At 72.0% G+C, this 21,865-nt stretch carries 17 protein-coding genes; 11 read left to right on the top strand and 6 right to left on the bottom strand.

Annotation, left to right across the window (positions count from 1 at the left end):
- Nucleotides 1-108: 108 nt before the first annotated feature.
- A complete protein-coding gene (locus ACIBFB_RS00005; RefSeq protein ID WP_397224405.1) occupies nt 109-1,017 on the bottom strand; it encodes a dihydrodipicolinate synthase family protein in 909 nt (302 codons plus the stop codon).
- A gap of 151 nt (nt 1,018-1,168) precedes the next feature.
- Between ACIBFB_RS00005 and ACIBFB_RS00010 the strand changes: the two genes are divergently transcribed.
- The 3 genes from ACIBFB_RS00010 (at nt 1,169) to ACIBFB_RS00020 (ending at nt 5,990) form a co-directional block, all read left to right on the top strand.
- Nucleotides 1,169-1,855: a GntR family transcriptional regulator gene (locus tag ACIBFB_RS00010; RefSeq protein ID WP_397224407.1), complete on the top strand. Its 687-nt coding sequence runs from the start codon at nt 1,169-1,171 to the stop codon at nt 1,853-1,855.
- Nucleotides 1,856-1,977: 122 nt separating this feature from the next.
- Nucleotides 1,978-5,205, top strand: a complete 3,228-nt coding sequence (locus ACIBFB_RS00015; protein WP_397224409.1) for a BTAD domain-containing putative transcriptional regulator — start codon at nt 1,978-1,980, stop codon at nt 5,203-5,205.
- Between the two features lie 143 nt (nt 5,206-5,348).
- Complete coding sequence (locus ACIBFB_RS00020) at nt 5,349-5,990, top strand: DUF4333 domain-containing protein (protein WP_397224411.1); 642 nt, start codon at nt 5,349-5,351, stop codon at nt 5,988-5,990.
- 82 nt (nt 5,991-6,072) lie between these two features.
- Here ACIBFB_RS00020 and ACIBFB_RS00025 read toward each other — a convergent pair whose 3' ends face one another.
- The gene (locus ACIBFB_RS00025) at nt 6,073-6,870 is read right to left on the bottom strand and encodes a MerR family transcriptional regulator (RefSeq protein ID WP_397224413.1); all 798 of its coding nucleotides are present in this window, start codon (nt 6,868-6,870) and stop codon (nt 6,073-6,075) included.
- A 256-nt stretch (nt 6,871-7,126) separates the two neighbouring features.
- Here ACIBFB_RS00025 and ACIBFB_RS00030 point away from each other — a divergent pair, with 256 nt between their 5' ends.
- Complete coding sequence (locus ACIBFB_RS00030; protein WP_397224415.1) at nt 7,127-8,287, top strand: calcium/sodium antiporter; 1,161 nt, start codon at nt 7,127-7,129, stop codon at nt 8,285-8,287.
- Here the strand turns inward: ACIBFB_RS00030 and ACIBFB_RS00035 are convergent.
- A complete protein-coding gene (locus ACIBFB_RS00035; RefSeq protein WP_397225389.1) occupies nt 8,265-9,260 on the bottom strand; it encodes a LacI family DNA-binding transcriptional regulator in 996 nt (331 codons plus the stop codon). The genes ACIBFB_RS00030 and ACIBFB_RS00035 overlap by 23 nt on opposite strands.
- 244 nt (nt 9,261-9,504) lie before the next feature.
- On the opposite strand from ACIBFB_RS00035, the gene ACIBFB_RS00040 reads away from it, so the two are divergent.
- From ACIBFB_RS00040 to ACIBFB_RS00050, 3 genes are all read left to right on the top strand, one after another.
- Nucleotides 9,505-10,869 carry a polysaccharide lyase family 1 protein gene (locus tag ACIBFB_RS00040; RefSeq protein WP_397224417.1) on the top strand — a complete coding sequence of 455 codons (1,365 nt, stop codon included), beginning with the start codon at nt 9,505-9,507 and terminating at the stop codon, nt 10,867-10,869.
- Between the two features lie 472 nt (nt 10,870-11,341).
- Nucleotides 11,342-12,445, top strand: coding sequence for an alpha-xenorhabdolysin family binary toxin subunit A (locus ACIBFB_RS00045; protein WP_397224419.1), 1,104 nt, complete (start codon nt 11,342-11,344; stop codon nt 12,443-12,445).
- Between the two features lie 208 nt (nt 12,446-12,653).
- On the top strand, nt 12,654-14,951 hold the full coding sequence (locus tag ACIBFB_RS00050) for a hypothetical protein (protein WP_397224421.1): 2,298 nt from the start codon (nt 12,654-12,656) through the stop codon (nt 14,949-14,951).
- A 104-nt stretch (nt 14,952-15,055) separates the two neighbouring features.
- Here ACIBFB_RS00050 and ACIBFB_RS00055 read toward each other — a convergent pair whose 3' ends face one another.
- Both ACIBFB_RS00055 and ACIBFB_RS00060 read right to left on the bottom strand, forming a co-directional pair.
- Nucleotides 15,056-16,081 carry a Gfo/Idh/MocA family oxidoreductase gene (locus ACIBFB_RS00055; RefSeq protein ID WP_397224423.1) on the bottom strand — a complete coding sequence of 342 codons (1,026 nt, stop codon included), beginning with the start codon at nt 16,079-16,081 and terminating at the stop codon, nt 15,056-15,058.
- A 45-nt stretch (nt 16,082-16,126) separates the two neighbouring features.
- Complete coding sequence (locus tag ACIBFB_RS00060; RefSeq protein WP_397224425.1) at nt 16,127-16,909, bottom strand: TIM barrel protein; 783 nt, start codon at nt 16,907-16,909, stop codon at nt 16,127-16,129.
- Between the two features lie 238 nt (nt 16,910-17,147).
- Between ACIBFB_RS00060 and ACIBFB_RS00065 the strand changes: the two genes are divergently transcribed.
- Nucleotides 17,148-18,146: a LacI family DNA-binding transcriptional regulator gene (locus tag ACIBFB_RS00065; protein WP_397224427.1), complete on the top strand. Its 999-nt coding sequence runs from the start codon at nt 17,148-17,150 to the stop codon at nt 18,144-18,146.
- A gap of 286 nt (nt 18,147-18,432) precedes the next feature.
- A complete protein-coding gene (locus ACIBFB_RS00070) occupies nt 18,433-19,008 on the top strand; it encodes a snapalysin family zinc-dependent metalloprotease (protein WP_397224429.1) in 576 nt (191 codons plus the stop codon).
- Nucleotides 19,009-19,154: 146 nt separating this feature from the next.
- Here ACIBFB_RS00070 and ACIBFB_RS00075 read toward each other — a convergent pair whose 3' ends face one another.
- Nucleotides 19,155-19,928: an SDR family oxidoreductase gene (locus ACIBFB_RS00075; RefSeq protein ID WP_397224431.1), complete on the bottom strand. Its 774-nt coding sequence runs from the start codon at nt 19,926-19,928 to the stop codon at nt 19,155-19,157.
- A gap of 131 nt (nt 19,929-20,059) precedes the next feature.
- Here ACIBFB_RS00075 and ACIBFB_RS00080 point away from each other — a divergent pair, with 131 nt between their 5' ends.
- Nucleotides 20,060-20,764, top strand: a complete 705-nt coding sequence (locus ACIBFB_RS00080) for a GntR family transcriptional regulator (RefSeq protein WP_397224433.1) — start codon at nt 20,060-20,062, stop codon at nt 20,762-20,764.
- A 78-nt stretch (nt 20,765-20,842) separates the two neighbouring features.
- Nucleotides 20,843-21,745, top strand: a complete 903-nt coding sequence (locus ACIBFB_RS00085; RefSeq protein WP_397224435.1) for a LysR family transcriptional regulator — start codon at nt 20,843-20,845, stop codon at nt 21,743-21,745.
- Nucleotides 21,746-21,865 lie beyond the last annotated feature (120 nt).

Consider the following 21,865-nt stretch of genomic DNA (forward strand, 5'->3'; position numbering starts at 1 on the left):
GCGGCCCCGGGGCGCCCCGCCCCCGCCGGGCGCGGGGGGGGGGGGGGGGGGGGGGGGGGGGGGGGCCGGCCCCCCCCCCCCCCCCCCCCCCCCCCCCCCCCCGGCGGGTCAGCGGTGGCCCTTGGCCAGCGCGTCCTCGGTGGCGCGCCGCACGGTCTGGGCGTGCTCGGGAGAGAGCGGCAGACGGGGCGGACGGCACGCGCCGCCCCGTCGACCCACGATGTCCATGGACAGCTTGATGGCCTGCACGAACTCGGTGCGCGAGTCCCATCGCAGCAGGGGGTGCAGGTCGCGGTAGAGCGGCATGGCCGCCCGCAGGTCCTCGACATCGCCGGAGACCGCCAGCCGGTACAGGCGCACGCACGCCTCGGGCAGGGCGTTGGGGTAGCCCGCGATCCACCCGACCGCACCGGCCAGACCGAGCTCGACGAGGACGTCGTCGGTCCCGACCAGCAGGTCGAGGCCGGGTGCCAGCTCCCGGATCTCGTAGGCGCGGCGCACGTCCCCGGAGAACTCCTTGACCGCGCTGATCAGCCCCTCGGAGTGCAGTTCGGCCAGCAGCCCGGGCGTCAGGTCGACCTTGGTGTCGTAGGGGTTGTTGTAGGCGACGATCGGCAGACCGACCTTGGCGGCGGCGCGGTAGTGGGCCACCACCGCCTCACGGTCGGCGCGATAGATGTTGGGCGGGAGCATCAGCACCGACTGGGCGCCGGCCTCGGCGGCCTGCTCGACCCAGCGCACGGTCTCCAGCGCGCCGTAGGCGGCCACGCCGGGCATGACGCCGAACCCGTCGGGGGACGCCTGGACGGCGGTCTCGACGACGCGGGCCCGCTCCTCGGGGGTCAGGGCCTGGTACTCCCCCAGGGATCCGGAGGGGCACACGCCGTCAGTGCCGCTGTCGGCCAGCCACCGCACGTGGTCGGCGTAGGCGTCGTAGTCGACGCGCAGGTCGGCGTCGAACGGCAGGGCGGTGGCGGTGTACAGACCGCGCCACGGCGTCTGGCTTGGGATGGGCATGCTTCTCCTCGAAGTGCGGTGTCAGTTCTAATATAATGTGACATTGCACTGAGGATGGCAAGGGGTCACTCCCCGACCCCCGCCAGCACCCGACGGCCAGTACTACATCACATGGCATAAGGTGGGTGAGGTGACAGACGAGGTGACTCCCTTGACGTTCGGCAGTATCTCCCCGCTGGAGAAGGTCTCGGCGCGCGACCGCATCGCCCGCGCGCTGCGCGCCGCCATCGTCTCCGGCCAGATGGAGCCCGGGGTCGTCCACTCCGCGCCCTCGCTGGGCGTCAAGTTCGGGGTCTCGGCCACCCCGGTCCGCGAGGCCATGCTCGACCTGGTCCGCGAGGGCCTCGTCGAGATCGTCCCGAACAAGGGGTTCCGGGTCACCGAGATCAAGGAGAGCGACCTGGACGAGATCACCGAGGTGCGCCTGCTGCTGGAGCCCCCGGTGGTCCGCAAGGTCACGGCGATCATCCCGGACGAGGACTTCCCCGAACTGCGGGCGCTGGCCCAGGACATCGTGGACGGGGCGGTCGCCGGGGACCTGGTCTCCTACACCGAGGCCGACCGCCTCTTCCACCTGCGCCTGCTCTCCTACGCCGACAACGGCAGGATTCTCAACCTCGTCTCCGACCTGCGCGCCCACACGCGGCTGTTCGGACTGACCTCCCTGCTCGAACAGGGGGAGTTGGAAGGGGTGGCCCGCGAGCACTTCGGGATCATCGACGCGCTGGAGAGCCGCGACCCCGACGCCGTGGAGCGGATCATGCGCGACCACATCAGCCAGACCCGCGGACGGTGGGCCCATCCCTCCGACGGGGAACGGCCCTCGGGACAGGGCTGACACGGCCCGTTCCCCGCCCACCATTCCCGAACGGTCATGTCAGGCCACCCTTACACTGCTGCGGAGAGCATCGTCAGGTTGAGCCCGCGGTCCGGGGCCGGGTGACGGAGGAGGGTGCGGCCATGATGGGTTTCGGCATTCTGGGGTTGCTCGAAGTCCGAACACCCGACGGGCCCGTCGAGATCAGCGGGCGCCACCACCCGAGGTTGCTGGCGGTACTGCTCGACCAGGCGAACCACGTGGTCCCCATGGAACGGCTGGTGGAGGGGCTCTGGGACGACCGGCCTCCCGCGACCGCCGTCAGGCAGGTGCAGAACATCGCGGCGGCCCTTCGACGCCAGCTCGGAGCGGCCGGAGAACGGCTGCGGAAGGTGGGGACGGGCTACCGGATCGATGTCGGCGTGGACGAGCTCGACGTGCTGCGCTGCGAACGAAGCGAGTCCTCGGCGCTGCGGCACCGGGCGGCGGGGAGACTCGCCGAGGCCGAGCGGGCGCTCGACGACGCGCTGTCCGAATGGCGCGGCCCGTCCCTGACCGGTCTGTCCGGGACGATCCTCGAGGCGGCGGCACGGAGACTCGACGATTACCGGCTCACACTGACCGAGGAGCGCATCGACGTCGGGCTGCGCCTCGGCCGCCAGGAGCTGCTGGTGAACGAGCTGCGGAAGCTGAGCCTCGAACACCCCCATCGCCAGCGCTTCACGGAACAGCTGATGCTGGCGCTCTACCGCTGCGGGCTCGCCCCGGAGGCCCTCCGCGTCTACACCGACGTCCGCGACCGGCTGGCCGCCGAGCTGGGCGCCGACCCGGGCAGACCGCTGCGTGATCTGCACACCGCCATCCTGCGCGAGGACCCGGACCTGGATGTCGGGACGCCGGAGGAGCCCGCGGCGGTCGCGCCGGTGACGCTCCCCGCGGGAACGGCCGCCTTCGCCGGCAGGAACGAGGGCCTGGCGGCGCTGGAGGAGTCGGCGGACGCGCCCTCGGTCCCCCTCGTCGTCCTGACCGGCGCCGGAGGCGTCGGCAAGACGATGCTGGCCCTGCACTGGGGCCACCGGTCCGCCCACCGGTTCCCCGGAGGGAGGATCTACATCGACCTGCGCGGCTTCACCCCGGTGGGGACCATGATGGAGCCCTACGAGGCGGCCCGTCTCCTGCTCGGTTCGATGGGCGTGGAACCGCGCAGGATCCCGGCCGATCCCGACGCCCTGATCGCGCTCTACCGCTGCGTCGTCGGCGACGGGCGCCGACTGCTCATCCTCGACAACGCACGCGACGCGGCGCAGATACGACCGCTGCTGCCGAACTCCTCGCGTGTCCACACGGTGGTGACCAGCCGCCGCCAACTGGTCGGCCTCGCCGTCTCCCACGGGGCCAGGATCGTCGAGGTCGGGGCGTTCCCGCGGCACGAGGCCGCGGCCCTGCTCGAAGGGCAACTGGGCGCACGTCGCCTCGCGGCGGAGCCCGAGTCCGTGGAGCGGATCCTGACCGCCTGCGCGGGGGTGCCCCTGGCCCTCGCGATAGCCGCCGCCAAGGCCGCGACACGGCCCGACCATCCGCTGAGCGCCACCGCCGACGAGCTGGAGACCTCACGCCTGGACGCCCTGGCGGGTGACGATGAGTCCGTGGACCTTCGGGCGGTGTTCTCCTGGTCCTACCGTTCCCTCGAAGCCGACACGGCCAGGATGTTCCGCCTCCTCGGCACCGTTCCCGGTCCCGACTTCGGCATCGACAGCGCGACCCGTCTGCACGGAGGCACCCGGGAGGAGACCGCGCGGGCGCTGCGCCAGCTGACGGAGGCGCACATGGTCGAGCACGGCCGTCCGGGGCGCTACCGGCTCCACGACCTGCTCCGCCTGTACGCGGCCGAGCTCGTCGAGGCGGAGGAATCGGAACACGAGCGGTCAGCGGCCTCGGCCCGGCTGCTCGACTGGTATCTGCACACCGCCGACGCCTGCCGGTCGCTCCTCTACCCGGAGTTCGAGTTCGCGCGGCTGCCGGTGCCGAAGGGGGATGCCGGAGACCTCCCGCGGACGGAGGCCGAAGCCGCCCGGTGGATGAAGTCCGAGTGGACCAATCTCGTCGCCGCCGTCGAACACGCCGCCGGGCACGGATCGCCCGAGTACGCCTGGCGTCTGGCCGACGCGCTGCGCGGGTACGTCTGGCTGGGCATGCTCGGCAGCGACGGCCTGCGCGTCAGTCGGGCCGCGCTGGCGGCGGCGACCCGCGCCGGCGACCCCCTCGGCCAGGCCTCCGCGGAGCTCGGCATGGCCTGCGCCCTGATCCGCTGCAACCGCGTGGGCGAGGCGATGGAGCACGGCCGTACCGCCGCCGCCCTCGCGAGGCGGACCGGCTGGGCCGCGGGCGAGGCCTCGGCCGAGGGAAATCTGGCGTCCGGGGCCTTCTACGCGGGTCGGATGCGTGAAGGGCTGGGGCACGCCCGTACGGCGCTGAGCCTCAATCGGGCGCTCGGCGAACGCCGGGCCGAATGCACCAATCTGCACTGGCTGGGAATCCTGCACTCCCTCGTGGACCGGCTCGACACCGGAATCGGGTACTTCGAGCAGGCGCTGGAACTCGCCAGGGAGGCGGGAACCGCGTCGGTCAAGGCGGTGCTGCTGACCCATATGGCCGAGATCCAGCTCTTCCGCGGGCGACTCGATCTGGCCAGCGCCCATCTGGACGAGGCGGCCGAACTGGAGCGCGGCGGCCTCGGTTTCGACCGGTCCGGCGACATCGAGGGGGCGACCGCGAGGCTCCGGCTGGCCGCCGGACGCGTCGAGGAGGCGTTGGCGCACGCGAAGCGGGTGGTCGAGGCCCGGACGGACGCCGCCGACTACCGGATCAGGACGTCCGCCATGGTCACGGTGGCAGCGGCCTACGACGCCGCGGGCGAGCACGGCGAGGCGGTCGCGCACTACGATCGCGTGCTGGCCGCGACCGAGCAGGGCAGCACCATGCTCCACCGGGTCGAGGCGATGGTGGGAAAGTCGCGGGCGCTGTACCGCCAGGGCGATTTCGACCACGCCGAAGCCGAAGCGGTGCGCGCGCTCCGGACCGCCCAGGAGGGCGACTACCGGTTCCTGGAGGGCCAGGCGCTCAACCAGCTCGCTGAGATCGATGTGGAGGCGGGGCGACTCAGCGGCGCCGCGGAGCGGGCGAACCGGGCGCTGCGGGTCTGCGGGCAGACCGGGCACCGGCCCGGCGAGGCGGCTTCCCTGTCGGTCCTCGCCCGCATCGCGCTCGCCGACGGCGACGCGGAGACCGCCCGCCGGTACCGGGACGAGGCGCGAACCCTGTACGCCGGCACGGGCGCCGCCGTCCCGGGGAACCGCACGGACCAGGGATAGTCCGCGCCCCCCGCGCGGAGCGGTCCGGTCGTGCACGGACGAGCCGTGCACGATCCGTGCGGGAGGCGTCTACGATCCAAGTCGGTCAACGACCGCCTCGGCCGAGCATCGGCCCGCAACTCCTCCCATGGAAAGGCCAGACAGTGCGTCCCCTCCGACTTGCCCTGCCGCTGACGTGCGCGGCCCTCGCCCTCTCGGCATGCAGCTTCCAGGCCGGCCTGACGGTGTCCGGCGAGGCGCTCGCGGAGGCGGCCGCGGACGCGCTCGAACAGCAGACCGGTGAGCGTCCTGACGTCGCCTGCCCCGACGACAGCGTCATCGCCACCGAGGGCCAGGAAGTCGACTGCGTGGTGACCGACCCCGGCACCGGCGAGGAGTACGACGCCGCCGTCACGTTCACCGGGGTCGAGGGCGACCAGTGGAACATCGGCGTCGAGGTGGCCTCGGAGCCGCGGGGGCAGAGCGCGGAGGAGACCGACCAGGCCGAGCCGGACCCCGCCGCGGCCTCCGAGAACCCCGGCGACCAGGCCGGCTCGGGCGGCGCGGTCGACAGGGTCGCGGTGACCGCCGTCGAGGCCGCGGCCGCGGACGCGCTGGAGCCCCAGCTCGGTGAACGCCCCGTCGTCGACTGCGGGGATCTCGACATCAACCCGTTCAACGGCAGGACGGTCGACTGCACGATGACCGACGCCACCGGCGCGGAGTTCGACACCACGGTCACGTTCACCGGGGTCGAGGGCGACCAGTGGAACATCGGCGTCGAGGTGGCCCCGACGCCGAACTGAGCCCTGCGCGGGCGGCACGGCCGAGATCCCGCAGGGAACACGGGTCCCGACACACCGGCGCCCCGCCCGCGGGCGCTCGCCGCTACTCCGGCGCCTCCGCCACGGGGCGCAGCTCCGCGGCGAACTCCACGAAGCCCCCGTACTCCGACTGGCGGAGAGTGCTCACGTCGGCGAACATGCCCTCCACCTCGTGCTCGAACAGACGGGACAGCGCGACGGTGACTCCGCCCAGGCTCTCGGGGCCGGGCGCCGCCAGCCAGACCTCGGTCCCCTCCCCGTACTCCACCACCTCCACGTCCGCGGGCAACGGCGACGACGGGGCCGCCGCCGCGACCGGTACGCACACCCGGTACGCCGCTCCACCCCCCGGTGCCGGCTCCAGCGCCTTCCACCAGCGGCCGTCGGCGCGCCACCCGCGCTCCCGGGCCAGACCACCGAGCCGCTCGGCCAGGGCCCGCACCTCGGCCCGCGACCGGCCCAGGTCGAAGTCCTCACCCTCCTCCGCGGTCAGCCCCGAGAGGGCGGTGCGGGCCCGCCGGGCCCGGACCTCCACACGCGGCTCCCACTCCAGGGCCGTGGAGGCCTCCGCCAGCGCGCGGTCCTGCTCCTGGCGCTCGCGCCGCAACTCCTCGGCGTGCCGCCGGAGCATCTCGGGCGCCAGGCCGGGGTCGTCCACCACGCGCCGGACCGAGTCCAGACCCATCCCCGCGCGGCGCAGGGCGACGATCCAGCCGGCACGCTCGATCTGGTCGACGGTGTACCAGCGGAACTGCGTGTCCTCGTCCACGCGGTCCGGGACCAGCAGGCCCAGGGAGTGGTAGTGGTGCAGCGCCTTGCGCGAGAGGCCGGTGAGTTCACTGAATGAACTGATGGGAAGCATGGTTCCACTGTGGCCCCTCCCCCAAGGGGAGAGGCAACCAGGCGACGGGGAACCGGAACCGCGGTGAGGGCCGCGTCCGGTACGGGGAGGCCGCACGCGAACCCGGTGTGAAGTTCGTGTGAAGGAACACCGTCGCCGTCGGCCACGACGGGGCCGATGCGGGCCGGGTCGGCGGAAACCGCGTAGTTTGCATGGAAGAGCCCTGCGGCGAAGGGGTATGCCGAGCACGGCAGGGTGGGACGATCGAAGGGTTCGTGTGAACGTACTGGTGGTCCTCGCCCTGGTGGCGGGGTTCGTTCTGTTGGTGGCCGGAGGCGAGACGCTCGTACGGGGCGCCGGCTCCCTGGCACGGACTCTGGGGATGTCCTCACTGGTCGTGGGCCTGACCGTGGTGTCGTTCACGACGTCGGCGCCCGAGCTGGCGGTCAGTACCGACGCCGCCCTCTCCGGGTACCCGGGTCTGGCCGTGGGCAACGTCGTGGGCAGCAACATCGCCAACATCCTGCTGGTGCTCGGGACGTCGGCGCTGTTCGTTCCCCTGGCGGCGCACTCGCAGGTCGTGCGCGCCGACATCCCGGTGATGGCGGCACTGTCCGTGGTGGTGCTCCTGATGGCCCTGGACGGGAACCTCGGCCGCTTCGAGGGCGCCGCGCTGTTCGTGATCCTGGTGGTCTACGTCACGGTCACGGTGCTCGTCTCCCGGCGGCGGGCCGCGCTCGGTTCGGGTTCCGTGCGCGTGAACGCCGGCCCGGGCGCGGACGGCCCGGTCCGCGACACCCCGCGGACGAGGCCGGTCCTGGTGGACGTGGTGCTCGTGGTCCTGGGCACGGCCCTGCTGGTCGCGGGGGCGCGGCTGCTGGTGTACGGGGCCAGCGCGATCGCGACGACGCTCGGGGTGAGCGACCTGCTCATCGGGCTGACCGTGGTGGCGGTCGGCACGTCGCTGCCCGAGTTGGTGACCTGTGTCGTCGCTGTGGTGCGCGGCGAGCGCGACATGGCGGTGGGCAACATCGTGGGCAGCAACGTGTTCAACATCGGCGCGGTGCTCGGACTGACCGCCATCGTCTCACCCGGGGGAATCGCCATCGCGCCGTCGGCTCTGCGGTTCGATCTGCCGATCATGGCGGCGGTGGCCCTGGTGCTGCTGCCGATCGCCCTGACCAGGTTGGAAGTGGCCCGCTGGGAGGGTGCGCTGCTCGTCGGCTTCTACGTCGCCTACATCGCCTATCTGGTCGTGGAGGCCACCGGACACGCGGCACTGCGGCCCTTCAGCGCCGCGATGCTGTGGTTCGTCATTCCGCTCACCGCGTTGTGGTTGGTGACGGTGGCGGTCTACGAGCTGAGCACGCGGCGCGGCGGGAGGAAGCCCGCGGCCACCCGCACGGCCCAGAACGTCAAGGGCCGGGAAACGGGGTGAGGGCCGGGGCCGTGGAGTCCCGGACCACCAGTTCGGTGTCCAGGGAGACGGTCCCCGGGGGCTCCCCGGTCGTGACCGCCTGGATGAGGAGGTCGATGGCCCCGCGTCCGGCCGCCGCCACCGGCATGTCCACGGTGGTGAGCGCGGGGCGGCAGTGGCGCGCGATACGGGTGTTGTCCACGCCGACGACGCTCAGGTCGCGCGGCACGGACCTGCCGGACTCCTCCAGCCCGCGCACCAGGCCCAGGGCCACCAGGTCGTTGTAGGCCAGGGCGGCGGTGGCGCCGCTGGCGACGACGCTTCCGGCGGCCGAGGAACCGCCCTCCTCGGTGGGCGGGTTGGGGCCCACCTCGTACGCGCGCACCCCGTGCTCGGCCGCCCGCTCCCGGGCCGCCCGGCCGATCTCCTGGCTCGTCCAGGAGGCGCGTGGGCCGGTGAGGACCGCGATGTCGCGGTGGCCGAGCCCGACCAGGTGGTCGACGGTCTGCCGGGCGCCCGAGGCGACGTCCATGAGCACCGCGGGCAGGCCGCGGACCCTCCGGTTCACCACGACGAACGGAACGTCGCGGCCCAGTTCCTCGATCACCCGGTTGCTCAGCCTCGGTGCGACGAGGAGCGCGCCGTCCACCTGCTTGGCCATGGAGCGGATCAGCTCCTCCTCCACCTCGGCCCGCTCGTCGGTGTCGGCGACGAACACGTGGTAGTCCCGCGTCCGCGCCTGGGCCTGGGCGGACTTGATCAGAGGCGGGAAGAACGGGTTGGCGATGTCGGCGACGATCAGTCCGAGGTTCCCCGTACGCCGGGTGGACAGCGCCCGGGCGGCGCGGTTGGGCCGGTAGCCGAGGGCGTCGGCGGCGGCCAGGACCCGCGTCCGCGTCCGGGCGTGGACCAGGTGCGGCGCGGAGAAGGTCCGCGAGACGGTGGAGACGTGCACGCCGCTCTCGCGCGCCACGTCCCGGATCGTGACGGCCACGGTCGGCCTCCCCTCCTCGCCGGGTCGCATGCCCAGAGACTACGGCAAACGGTTGCTGTCCGCAGCCACCGGCGGTGCGCGCCCCGCCTACACCGCTGACAGCGCCACTACCGGGTTCCCCTGGGTCCTCCGTGTCGAACGCGTGCCGGGAGGGTTGACTCCGCGGCGCTGTTCGGGGGATGGTCATGCAAACGTTTGTATTCCGGGCGGCCACAGCCGCTCCTATCCCCCTCAGGACGGACGTATGTCACGACGCAGGCCCGTACTTCCCCTGACCCTGGCGGTCGCGTTGACGGCCGCGGGCGCGGTCGCCCTCACCGCGCCCCCTCGCCCCGACGGGTCCCCCTCCGCCACGCTGGTCAGCGCCACCGCCTCCGGAGGCTCCGCCGACCTCGGCCGCGAGGTCCTGTCCGACGACGACGGATGGGGCGCCGCCGGAGCCGGGACGACCGGCGGGGCCGGGGCGGTCCCCGAGGACGTCCTCCGCGTGTCCACTCTGGAGGAGTTCCGCGAGGCGGTCGGGGAACGCGAGGGCGACGCCCCGAGGATCGTCTACGTGGAGGGCACCATCGACGGCAACACCGCCCCCGACGGAACCCCCCTCTCGTGCGCGGACTACGCCGTCGACGGCTACACGCAGGAGGAGTACCTCGCCGCCTACGATCCCGAGGTCTGGGGCTGGGAGGACCCCGAGGGGCCGCTGGAGGAGGCGCGGCTGGCGTCGTCCGCCCGCCAGGCCGAGCGGGTCAGGGTGAGCGTCGGGTCCAACACCACCATCGTGGGCGCGGACGACGACGCCGCCATCACCGGGATGAGTCTGCGGATCATCGGCGCGGACAACGTCATCCTGCGGAACCTGACCATCTCCGACGCCCACGACTGCTTCCCGGGCTGGGATCCCGGTGACGGCGGCTCCGGCAACTGGAACTCCGAGTACGACCAGGTGGAGATCTCCGGCGCCACCAACGTCTGGGTGGACCACAACACCTTCGACGACGGGGACAATCCGGGCAGCGAGCTCCCCGAGTACTTCGGGCGCAAGTACGAGGTGCACGACGCCCTGCTCGACATCGTGCGCGAGTCCGACCTGATCACGGTCTCCTGGAACCGCTTCGCCGACCGCGACAAGGCCATGCTCCTGGGCAACAGCGACGGCCGCACCACCGACCGCGGGCGCCTGCGGGTCACCTACCACCACAACCACTTCGACGGACTCGGCCAGCGGGCGCCCCGCGTCCGCTACGGCCGGACGCACGTCTACAACAACTACTACAGCGTGCGCGGGGACCACTACCAGTACAGCCTGGGCGCCGGGTTCGAGTCGCACCTGTACGCGGAGAGCAACATCTTCGACCTGTACGGCGGCGTCGGCGCCGGTGAGATCCTCGCGAACTGGGGCGGCACCGACGTGGTGGAGTTCGGGAACGCGACGATGGACGGCGGGCGCGGCCGACTGCGCCCCGTCGACCTCGTGGCGGAGTACAACGCCGCCAACCCCGACCGGCCGCTGGGCACAGAGCGGACGTGGACCCCCACGTACGTCGAGCGGGTGGGCTCGGTCCACTCCGTCCGCGCCGTGCCGAGGCTGGCCGGCGCCGGTCGCCTGTAGCGACCGTCCTCGGCCGACGGCCCGAGGAGGGGGCCACGGCCGCGACGGGTCGGCGCCGCCAGGCCCCCGAATGGTAACTGCATTTCCGAATCACAAGATCCGGTCGGCCCGGTAATGGAAATCGTGCGGTCCGCGGAAAGACCCGGGGGCCCGGCGCCGCCCGGAACTCTCTCCGGCGTTCCCCCGGGCCGGCCCTGGAGATATGCGCAGGGCGGCGTATCGCCCCATACGCCGGAATCCCCTCCGGGGATATGGGCCTCTTGCAATCTTTGTTTGCCTTATCCCTTAGGCGAGCATTTCCAGACGCGGTTCGAAACCATCGCAGCGGGCGATGGCGCCTCTGGTTTTCCCACCAGGACTTTGATAGGAAGAGTGCGCCCGTACGGGCGGCTCTCCTGGAGCGGGTGCACGTCGTTTCCGTGGATCATTCCGGACCCAAGCACCCCAGACCGAAAAGAAGAGGCGAATTGCCATGACCGACCCCAAGCAGATCGAACTGAAGGACCAGGCCGATCAGTTTCGCGACACCAAGAGGGACGACAAGCGGCGCTTCCTCCTGAGCGAGGCGGAATGGTACAGCGTCCAGACCTACTGCGCCGCCGTGAAGAAACTCCCGATCAGCGACAACGAGATCAAGCTCAAGCTCGAACTCCTTCCGGACGACGACGTCGCCAAGTTCAGCGACATGCGGGACCAGTACAAGGCGATGTACGAGCACGTACACGGCTGGGACGCCGTCGTCACCAAGAGCGTGGGGCTCGCCACCGGGATCAACAACTACGGGCGCAATGCGAAGACCTACTACGGCGAACTCCTCGATCTGGCGACCCAGGGCCTCAGCGACCCCCAGCGCAAGAAGGAGTTCCTGGAGATCGTGGACAACCGCGCCGCAGAGGCGAAGAAGTACGCCGCGGAGGCGACAGCGGTCACCGAGGGGGTGCGGAAATTCCACCAGCAGACCTCCGAAGACGCCGTCAGGATGGGCAAGCTCAAGGAGAAGTACGACAAGGAGTACGACCACGAGAACGAGGCGTGGAAGAAGGTGGACAAGGAGATCAAGGACATGGAGAACGAACTGACCGCGCTCAGGGACGACTACAACCACGCGTGCGTGGTGGCCGGCACCACGCCCACGTACGCCTGGTGCACGGTCTTCGGGTTCATCGCCGCGGTCACGGTGGCCGGCATCTACGGGAAGAAGGCGGCGGAACTCAAGAGCAGGATCGACGAGATCGAGAACAAGCTCGGAGTCCTCAAGGGGCAGCTGAACCGGAACGCCCACATCAGGATGTCGGTCAAGGTGGCGCAGGGCTCGGTGACCGAGACCAAGGGCCTGACAGACCGGGCCCTGCACACCCTGGGCAAGATGCGTGGCGGCTGGGAATCGATCGAGCGGAACCTGAAGGACATCGCCAAGCTGGTGGACGAGGACATCAGGAAGGCGGAGAGTCTGGTGAAGCTCCAGGTCAAGCAGGCCATCAACGACTGGGAGAACGTCGCGGGCCAGGCCCAGGACTACGCGCAGAACGCCTACATCAAGGTACAGACGACCACCCCGGAACTGGCCTACGCCTGACGCGCCCGCTCCCACCCGTTCACCGGCGGCGAGGGCGCCGACGACCGGACGGGGTGGGAGGACGGCGACGAGGCGGCCCCCAGGACTCGTGAGCGAACGGCTCTCCGGGTGGCCGCCTCCACGTACACCGCGGCGTCCGCCGCTCCTCCCGCGCGCCCGGACGCCCCCTCACCCGGAACCCTTCGTCGACCAGCACATGGAGGCAACCATGACCGCTGACACCGTGCTCCTGGGCGATGCCCCGCAGAGCCTTCCCGAAGCCCTCGGCGTTCCCGCGCTCACCAGCCCGGTCATCGACGGGAGGAACGCGGTCTTCCACGGCCGGGACCTCGACACCGCCGCGGTGGCCAGGGAACTCGCCAAGCATCCCGACGTGCGCGTCGTCTACCTGTACGCCGACACCGTCACCGTGTCGGGCGACCCTGCCGTGTCCCTGAAACGGGGTTCCGGCTGGCAGGTGATCGCCCGGGAGGTCACGGCCTCCGCCGCGGCCCCGCTGACGATGGACAACGGGACACAGCTCACCCTCTACACGGGCCGGATCACCAACCCGGACACGCCCGGAGCCCTGTACGTGCGCATCCCCGGGAAGAACGGCACGTGGCAGGACCGCCATCCCACCCTGGAGGGCAGGCCCGGCATCAACCTGGAGGTCGACGACGACGCGCTGACCGTCACGGCCCAGAACACGGTGCCCCTGCCCGTCTCCGGCGGGCCCGTCCAACTCGGGCTCTCCCTGACACTGCTCTTCCAGGTCGCCACCCAGGTGTGGGCCTCGGAACGGGACAAGGCGGTCGCACAGTTGCGGTGGGTGGTGCACCTGGCGAGCCAGAGCACCGACCTTCGCGAGGTGTTCGCACAGGCGAGCAGCCTGGTGACGCTCCACGACAGCGACCGTCTCCACGGGCGGTACGTGCCCCGCCTGGACCGCAGTGTCTACGGCACCCTGGTCGAGGCCTACAAGGACGCGGTCGCGGCCTACGAGAACGGCTACGTGGTCCTGCGGAACAAGACCACCGGGGCCAAGGAACGCGTCGAGGCGGCCAAGCTGCTCCTGGCGAGCCTCAGGGACACCCACACCTACCACACGCAGCTCGCCCGCCAGGCCCACGCGAACGCCGACGCCGCGGCGGAGACGCTGGCCCAGTCGCGGCGCAACCTCGAGAACCAGAGGGACCGGGTCAAGCTGGCGGAGATCGGCTTCCAGGGGGAGATGGAGAGGTTCAGGCAGAAGCAGATCGAGGCCGCGGTCGTCAACGGCGGCCTCGCCGTCCTCAGCCTGGGACTCGCCGTGGCCTCCGGAGCGATGGGGGCCTTCAGCGCGCCCAACGCGATCGGCCAGCTCGTCAAGACGATCGACACGGCCAAGAGCATCGTCGAGGCCGCGGGAAAGATCGACCAGATCATGAAGGACCTGCAGGCCGCGCTGCGGCTCCTGGACCAGCTGCGCAAGCTCGAGGCCCAGATGGGCAAGAACGCCGCCGACCTGTCGAAGCTGCCGGTCAAGGAGATCGACAGGCTTCTGAGGGAGACGGCGGACAGCGGGGCGGTCAACTCCAGCGCGAAGTGGGAGGAATTCCAGGTCGTCGTCCGCGCGATGTTCGGACACATGGTCGCCAAGGCGGGCGTGGGCGCCGAGTACCAGACCGCCCTGGAGGGGCTGTCGATCTACGGGCGCGCCTTCGTCGCCGCCCAGGCGGGGTACGTGCAGGCCGCTCAGCGGTTGATCCGCGCGACCCTCCAGGAGGGGCTCACCCGGCGGTCGGTCGACCGGTTGGAGGGCTACATCGCGGACCTGGAGAGGGGTGAGGCGCTGAGCGACGCGGCGGCCCAGGCGTTCTACCAGGGGTACCTGGACCAGAAGCGGTGGCTGTTCGTGGCCCTGGAGAACTACGGGCGCGCCTACCGCTACTGGGCGCTGGCCGAGCCGAGCGTGACACCCACGATGGCGGGTGACGCGGCCCACATCGCCAAACAGATCGCCGAGATCGCGGCGGAGTACGCCAGGGCGCTGAACGGGTTCCGACCGCCGCCGCAGACGATGGTGAAGGACTTCGCGATCACCGAGGGCCTCGGGAGCATCAGGGACGAAGAGGTCCTGGAGGTGCCGATCACCCTCGACCACCCCGTGTTCACGAAGCTGGAGCGCGTCAGGCTGAAGACCATCCGGGTCTACCTCGTCGGGGCCAAGCCCAGGGACGGACAGAGCATCACGGTGGGAATCCACAGCTCCGGCTTGTACCAGGACCGTTTCAGGAGGAAGGAGTTCCGGTTCTCCTCCCTTCCCGCCGAGCGCGCCTTCGAGTACAAGCCCGGGAGGGACAAGCCCGAGATCGTGATCGACGGGACCATCGAGGAGGAGTTCGGCAAGCTGCTCATGCAGCCGAACCCGTTCACGCAGTGGCAGTTCACCGTGCGCAGGGAGAACAACCCGGGGCTCGATCTGAGCGGACTGTCCCAGGTGAGGATCGAGATGGTCGGGAGCGCCATCCGTCCGGGCTCGTGATCGGCGCACGAAGGACCGGGACCACGGTTCCGTCGGCGGCGGAGCCCGGCGGGAGCGGCCTCCGGCCCCCGCCGGGCTCGGGAACCGGTGCCGGGCCCGGACGGTCACTCGGCCCCGTCGACGCGCGCCGGGGCCCCGGTCCCGACCGACCGGATCGCGGCCAGGGCGACGGCCAGGGCCGCGCGGGCGTCCTCGCCGGTGACGGCGGGAGTCCGGCCGGTCCGGACGCTGTCGACGAAGTCGGCCAGCTCGGCGACGTAGGCGTCGCGGAAGAGGTCCTGGTCGTAGGTGGCGCAGTCGGCGGTGACGCCCGGGGGCCCGTACCGGGTCAGGTGGGTGCGGCGGACGTCGCCCATGGTGAACATGCCGCCCGAGCCGAACACCTCGCCGCGCACGTCGTAGCCGTAGACGGCCTGGAAGCTGGCCTCGGCGACGGCGATGGCGCCGTTGTCGAAGCGGATGGTGACCACGGCGGTGTCGAGCAGGCCGCGGTCCTTGAAGTCCGGGCGGACCAGCGCGTCGGCCATGGCGGAGACCTCGACCGGTGCGGCTCCGGGGTTGAGGTAGCGCAGCGTGTCGAAGTCGTGGATCAGCGTCTCCAGGAAGATCGTCCACGGCGGGATGGGCGCCGGGTCGGCCAGTCCGGGGTCACGGGTGAGTGAGCGCAGCAGCTGCGGGGTGCCGATGTCACCGGCGGCGATCCCGTCGTGGGCGGCGCGGAAGCCCGCGTCGTAGCGGCGGTTGAAGCCGACCTGGAGGGGGACGCCGGCCGTTCGGGCGGCGTCGATGGCGCGGTCGGCGTCGGGGAGGGTGGTGGCCATGGGCTTCTCGCAGTAGACCGCCTTGCCCGCGCGGGCCGCGGCCACCACCAGGTCGGCGTGGGTGCGGGCGGGGGTGGAGACCACCACCGCCCCGATCCCGGGGTCGGCGAGCAGCTCGTCGATGTCGGTGAGCGCGATGGGGCAGTCGAGGCGGTCGGCGAGGCGGCGCGCGACGCCCGGGACGGGGTCGGCGACGGCGGCGAGCCGGGCGTCCGGGAGGCGGCGGGCGAGCGTCTCGGCGTGGAAGGAGCCCATCCGTCCGGCGCCGACGAGTCCGACGGCGAGGGGTTCGGAGGAGTGCGTGGTCATGGTGGTCTCCGGGGTCGGTGGTCTGGTCAGGGGTGTGCGCGCCCGTCACGGGGTGAAGGCGGAGCGGAAGCGTTCCAGCGCCAGGGCGCTGTCGCCGGAGGCCCAGGCCTCCATCGCGACCGTGCCGTCGTAGCCGAGGCCGGCGAGGGCGCGGGCGACGGCCGGGTGGTCGATCTCGCCGGTGCCCGGCTCACGGCGGCCGGGGACGTCCGCGACCTGGATCTCACCGATCAGGCCCTGGCCGTGCGCGCGGCGGACGAGGTCGATCAGGTTCCCCTCGCCGATCTGTGCGTGGTACAGGTCGAGGTTCATCCGCAGCCCGGGGCGGTCCACGGCGGCGACCAGGGCCATGGTGTCGGCGGCGGTCGCGAACGGCACCCCCGGGTGGTCGACGGCGGTGTTGAGGTTCTCCAGGGTGAAGGTGGTGCCCGTGCGTTCGCCCAGCTCGGCGAGGCGGGTGAGCGTGCGGTGGGCGGCGATCCACATCGGTCCGGTGGCCGGTCCGGTGACCGGTCGCACGGGCAGACCCTCGCCGTCCAGTCCGGTGCCGTGCAGGTTCAGCCGGGGGCAGCCGAGCCGTTGGGCGACCCGAACCGACTCCTCGGCGGTGCGCACCAGCTCCGCCGCGCCGTCGGGGTCGGTCAGGCTGCCCCGGACGTACCCGGTCATGGAGGAGAACGCCGCCCCGGTGCGCTCCAGCGCGGCGAGGTCGTGCCGGGTCCAGTCCCAGATCTCGACCTGGAAACCGAGGTCGTGGATGCGCCGCGCCCGCTCCTCGATCGGCTGGTCGAGGAAGACCATCTCGGCGCAGACGGCCAACGTGTACATCGCCGTGTTCTCCCTTCCGCGAACTAGAACGTTCTAGTTCCTGCGAGGAAGTACACAGGCAGCACCGCCGCCCCGTCAAGACCACCGGGCCAGCAGTACTAGAACGTTATAGAATCCGGGGAGCGGCTCGCCCCGTGTGGCCTACGATCGTCGCTCAGGAGACGTCCCCGACCAGGAAGGCCAAGCGGTGCCACCGACGCCGACGGACCCCCGCGGGAAACGGCCCACCCTCGCCGACGTGGCGGCGCGGGCGGGCGTGTCCACGGCACTGGTCTCCATCGTGATGCGCGGCGCCAAGGGCGCCAGCGACGCCACCCGCGAACGGGTCCTCGCGGCCGCCCGGGAGATCGACTACCGGCCCGACTCCCGGGCGCGGCTGCTCCGCAGCCACCGCTCCCACCTGCTCGGCGTGCAGTTCGGCCTCCAGCAGCCGTTCCACACCGACCTGGTGGAGGCTGTCTACGCGGCCGCCGAACCCGCCGGGTACCAGGTCGTGCTGAGCGCCGTGGGCGCCCACCGCGACGAGCGGCGCGCCGTGGAGAGCCTGCTCGCCGACCGCTGCGAGGCGCTGGTCCTGCTCGGTCCGCACGCCCCCGCCGCACGGCTGGCCGAACTCGCCGAGCGGCTGCCGGTCGTCTCGGTGGCCCGTCGGCCGCGCCCGACCGCTCCGGGGGTCCTCGTGGTGCGGACCGCCGACGACGTGGGGGCCCGCCAGGCCGTGGACCACCTCGCCGCGCTGGGCCACCGGGCCATCGCGCACATCGACGGCGGCCGGGCCCCGGGCTCCGCCGACCGGCGCCGCGGCTACCGCGCCGCCATGAGGCGGCACGGCCTGGCCGACCAGGTCCACGTCCTGCCCGGCGGCCTGACCGAGGAGGACGGCGCGGCGGCCGCCCGCGCTCTGCTGGCCGCCCGCCCGCGGCCCACCGCCGTGCTGGCCTTCAACGACCGCTGCGCCACCGGCGTCCTGGACGCGTTCCTCCGCTCCGGCGTCGCGGTCCCCGACGAGATCTCGGTCGTCGGCTTCGACGACAGCCGCCTGGCCAGACTGGCGCACGTCGACCTCACCACGGTCGGCCAGGACATCACCCGGATGGCCGAGCTCGCGGTCGGCCTGGCCGTCGCCCGCCTGGAGGGCGAGGAGGCGCCCGACACGGAGACCGTCATCGCCCCCCGGCTGGTCGTCCGGGGAACCACGGCCGCGCCCCGGGGGGCGGACTCCCGGGCCTCGGGCTGACGGTGTCGGCGTCCGGCACCGCGGTCGGCGCTCCGACCACGGGTGTCCGCGCCCGTCGCCCACGCGGCCCGGGACGAGCGTGCTGTGGAGGCGGGCCGCCGGGAAGACCTCCTCGGCGCGCCGCCCGTACGGGGGTTGTCCTCCCGATCGAGGAACCCGACCTCTTCATCGACGGGTGGGAAAGTCGTTTTGCACACCTTGTGGTGATACGTCACTACACATAGCATCAGGCCGACCCCACCGGGTCACCGAAGGACCAGCACTCTCACCCCTCAGGGAGACCCCCATGCTGAGACGTGTCCTCACACCCCTCCTGATCGCGCTGAGCGCGTTGGCGCTGACGCTGGTGAGCTCCGCGCCGGCCGCCGCGGCTCCCGCGGAGCAGTCCCAGCCGCTGCGCCAGACCGTCCTGTACTACGACGCCAGCCAGGCCGCGGAGTACACCTCCGCCGTCTCCTCGGCCGTGCTCGTGTGGAACCACAGCGTCACCAACGTCCGTCTGGAGCCGGTCCCCGCCGGACGGCGCGCCGAGATCCGCGTCATCGCCGACAACGGCTGGCCGCGCGCCCACCTGGGCCCGGTGCGCCCGGGCGGGCAGGTCACGGTCTGGATGGGCCGCCAGGGCACCGCCGCGGGCTACGACGCCGTGCGCATCGCCGCGCACGAGCTCGGCCACAGCCTGGGCCTGCCCGACGTCAAGCCCGGCCCGTGCTCGTCGCTGATGTCGGGCTCGACCGGCGGCGTGAGCTGCACCAACCCCTACCCCAACGCCTCCGAGCGCTCGCGGGTCGAGGCCAACTACGGCGGCGGGCTGACCGGCCAGCAGGCCACCGACGGGCAGCTCCTGGTCGACCGCGTCTGATCGGGCGCACCGGCTCCGGCGCCGACGGCCCTCCGGCGGCCCGTATCCACGAGCCGCCGGAGGCGCCGCGCTCCCGTCGCAGGAGGCCGCACGGGGACGTCACACGGATGGCGGGCGCCGACCTCGGTGACGATCACGGCGTTCGCCTAGGGAAGTGTGGGAACGAGTCCGCCGTCGACCAGGATGTTCTGGCCGGTGACGTAGGCGGCTTCGGCGGAGGCGAGGAATCCGACGGCGGCGGCGAACTCCTCGGGCGTGCCGTACCGGCCCGTGGGGATGGAGGCCTCCGAACCGGCCCGGACCCTCTCGGGGTCGGATCCGCTCCGCTGGGCCCGGACGAGGTCGAGCTGGCGCACGCGGTCGGTGTCGATGCGCCCGGCGGAGACCATGTTCACGGTGATCCGGTGGGGCGCCAGCTCCACGGCGAGGTCCTTGACCAGGCCGTTGACCGCCGGACGGAAGGCGTTGGACAGGGTGAGCCCCTCCAGGGGGCGACGGACGCTGGAGGATCCGGTGACGACGACGCGACCGCCCCCCGCACGCCGCATGTCGGGGACGACCAGGCTGACCGAGGTGACCACGCTGAGCAGGGTGAGCCGGTAGGCGGCGTCCCAGTCGGCGTCGTCGAGGTCGAAGAACCCGCCTGCTCTGGGGCCGCCCGCGTTGGCGACCAGGACCTCGATCGGGCCGAGCTGTGACCGGGTCCGCTCCACGACCCCGGCCAGGGCGTCCTGGTCACCGATGTCGGCGACGAACCCTTCGGCTGTACCGTGCGCGCGGAGCTGTGCGACGGCGGTGTCGACGCCCTCGGCGGAGCGGGCGGCGATCGCCACCCGGTGGCCTCGTCGGAGGAGTTCGCGTGCGCAGGCATAGCCGAGACCCCGACTGCCCGCGGTGACCAACGCGACCGATCGCGTCATCCGTGCGCCTTTCGATCATATCTCGTATACGGATATCGTGTATGGAATACCGGAGTCTGGCACAGGAGATCTGCTGGGGTCAACGGCCCGCCAGGCTCGGAACCGCCGCGGAGAGAAGGTGGAGCGAGGAGATGACGGACGCCTTGGAACCGATTCCGAGCCGCCCCGCGGGGCTGACCGAGACCGTGTACGCGCGCATCCGGGAGGCGATCGTCACCAGTCGCATCGCGCCCGGCGAGCAGGTCACCGAGGCCAAGCTCGCCGAGCGGCTCGGCGTCAGCAAGACCCCGGTCCGCGAAGCCCTCGTACGGCTCGCCCACGTCGGGTTCGTGGAGCCGGAGGGTCGGCGCGGCCTGCGGGTGCCCGTCCCCTCGGCGGAGTCCATCCGGTCGGCCTACGAGGTCCGCGCCGCGCTGGAGACGCAGACCGCGCGGTTGGCCGCGCAGCGGCGGACCGACGACGAGGCCGCGGAGATCACCCGCCTGGCCGAGGCGTCGCGCGCGTCCGCCGAGGCCGCCGATCTGGCCGGTTTCCGCGCCCACGACCAGCGGCTGCACGCGGCCATCGCCGCCGCGTCCGGAAACCGGCCGCTGGCCCACCTGGTCACGGACTACCTGGACCTGGTCACCACGCTGCGCCGACGGGACGCGCCCGAGGTGGACAACTCCTCGGAGTGCGCCGCCCAGCACGTCCGGATCGCCGCGGCGATCGCCGCGCACGCCCCGGACGACGCCGAGCGCCACATGCGGGCGCATCTGGCCAAGGTCCAGGCGATGGTCGAGGCGGGCTTGGGCGCGCGGGGCGAGGAGGAGACTCCAACCCCCTCCGGCGCCTGACGCCGGGGGCGGGCGTCGGCGGCCTAGGATGGCCCCTCTGTGCACATCCGAGCTCGAACAGGCGTCAGTCGATACCCCATGGACATCGCGTTCTCCTTCGACCAACTGCGCGGCTTCGTCGCCGTCGCCGAGGAACTGCACTTCGGACGCGCCGCCGAACGGCTGTCCATGACGCAACCGCCCCTGAGCCGGCAGATCCAGAAACTCGAACGCGCGGTCGGTGCGCGACTGCTGGACCGGGATCGCCGCCGGGTCGCCCTGACCCCCGCGGGCCAGGCGTTCCTGACCGAGGCGCGCCGACTGCTCGCCCTCGCCGACAGCGCGCCGGACCTCGCACGGCGGATCTCCGCGGGATCGCGGGGCAGACTCAGGATCGGGTTCACCGCGGTCGCCTCCTACGGGGTCCTGGGCGCGATGCTGGCCACGCTGGAGGAGGAGTTCCCGGAGGTCGACGTCGAACTGTTCGAGATGGTCACCCGGGAACAGGTGGCGGCGCTGCTCAACGGCGAACTCGATCTGGGATTGGCCCGACCGCCCTTCGACACCGAGGTCTTCGCCTCACGGCCGCAGCACCGCGAGCGCCTTCTGCTCGCCGTGCCGACCGGGCACCCGCTGGCCCGCGCCGGCGGCGCCGTCGGCGCCGCCGACCTGGTCGACGTCCCGCTGATCATGCACTCGCCGACGAGGGCGCGGTACTTCTACGACCTGGTGGTGGGTCTGCTCCCGATCGCCCACCAGAACGTGGTCCACACGGTCAGCCAGGTGCTGACCATGGTCTGGCTGGTGGCGGCCGGGCGCGGGGTCGCGTTCGTGCCCGCCTCGGCGACCGGGCTGGGGATCGCGGGGGTGACCTACGTGGAGCTCGACGGACTCCCCGAGGACCCGGTCGAACTCCACCTCATCTGGCCGCGCGACTCCGACAACCCCGCCCTCCGCCGGGCCCTGGAGACGTGGCCGACCCCGGAGGACACGCCCCACTGATACCGGACGGGCATCGATTGATGCACAACTAGTCTTGGACAGCATCGAAACGCACTCCTTACGGTGGCGGAAGGAACTGATCGGGCCCCGGTCAGGGCGATCCCGCCACCGCCGAAAGGA

The organism is Nocardiopsis sp. NPDC050513 (genome assembly GCF_044457925.1).
Taxonomy (GTDB): Bacteria; Actinomycetota; Actinomycetes; order Streptosporangiales; family Streptosporangiaceae; genus Nocardiopsis.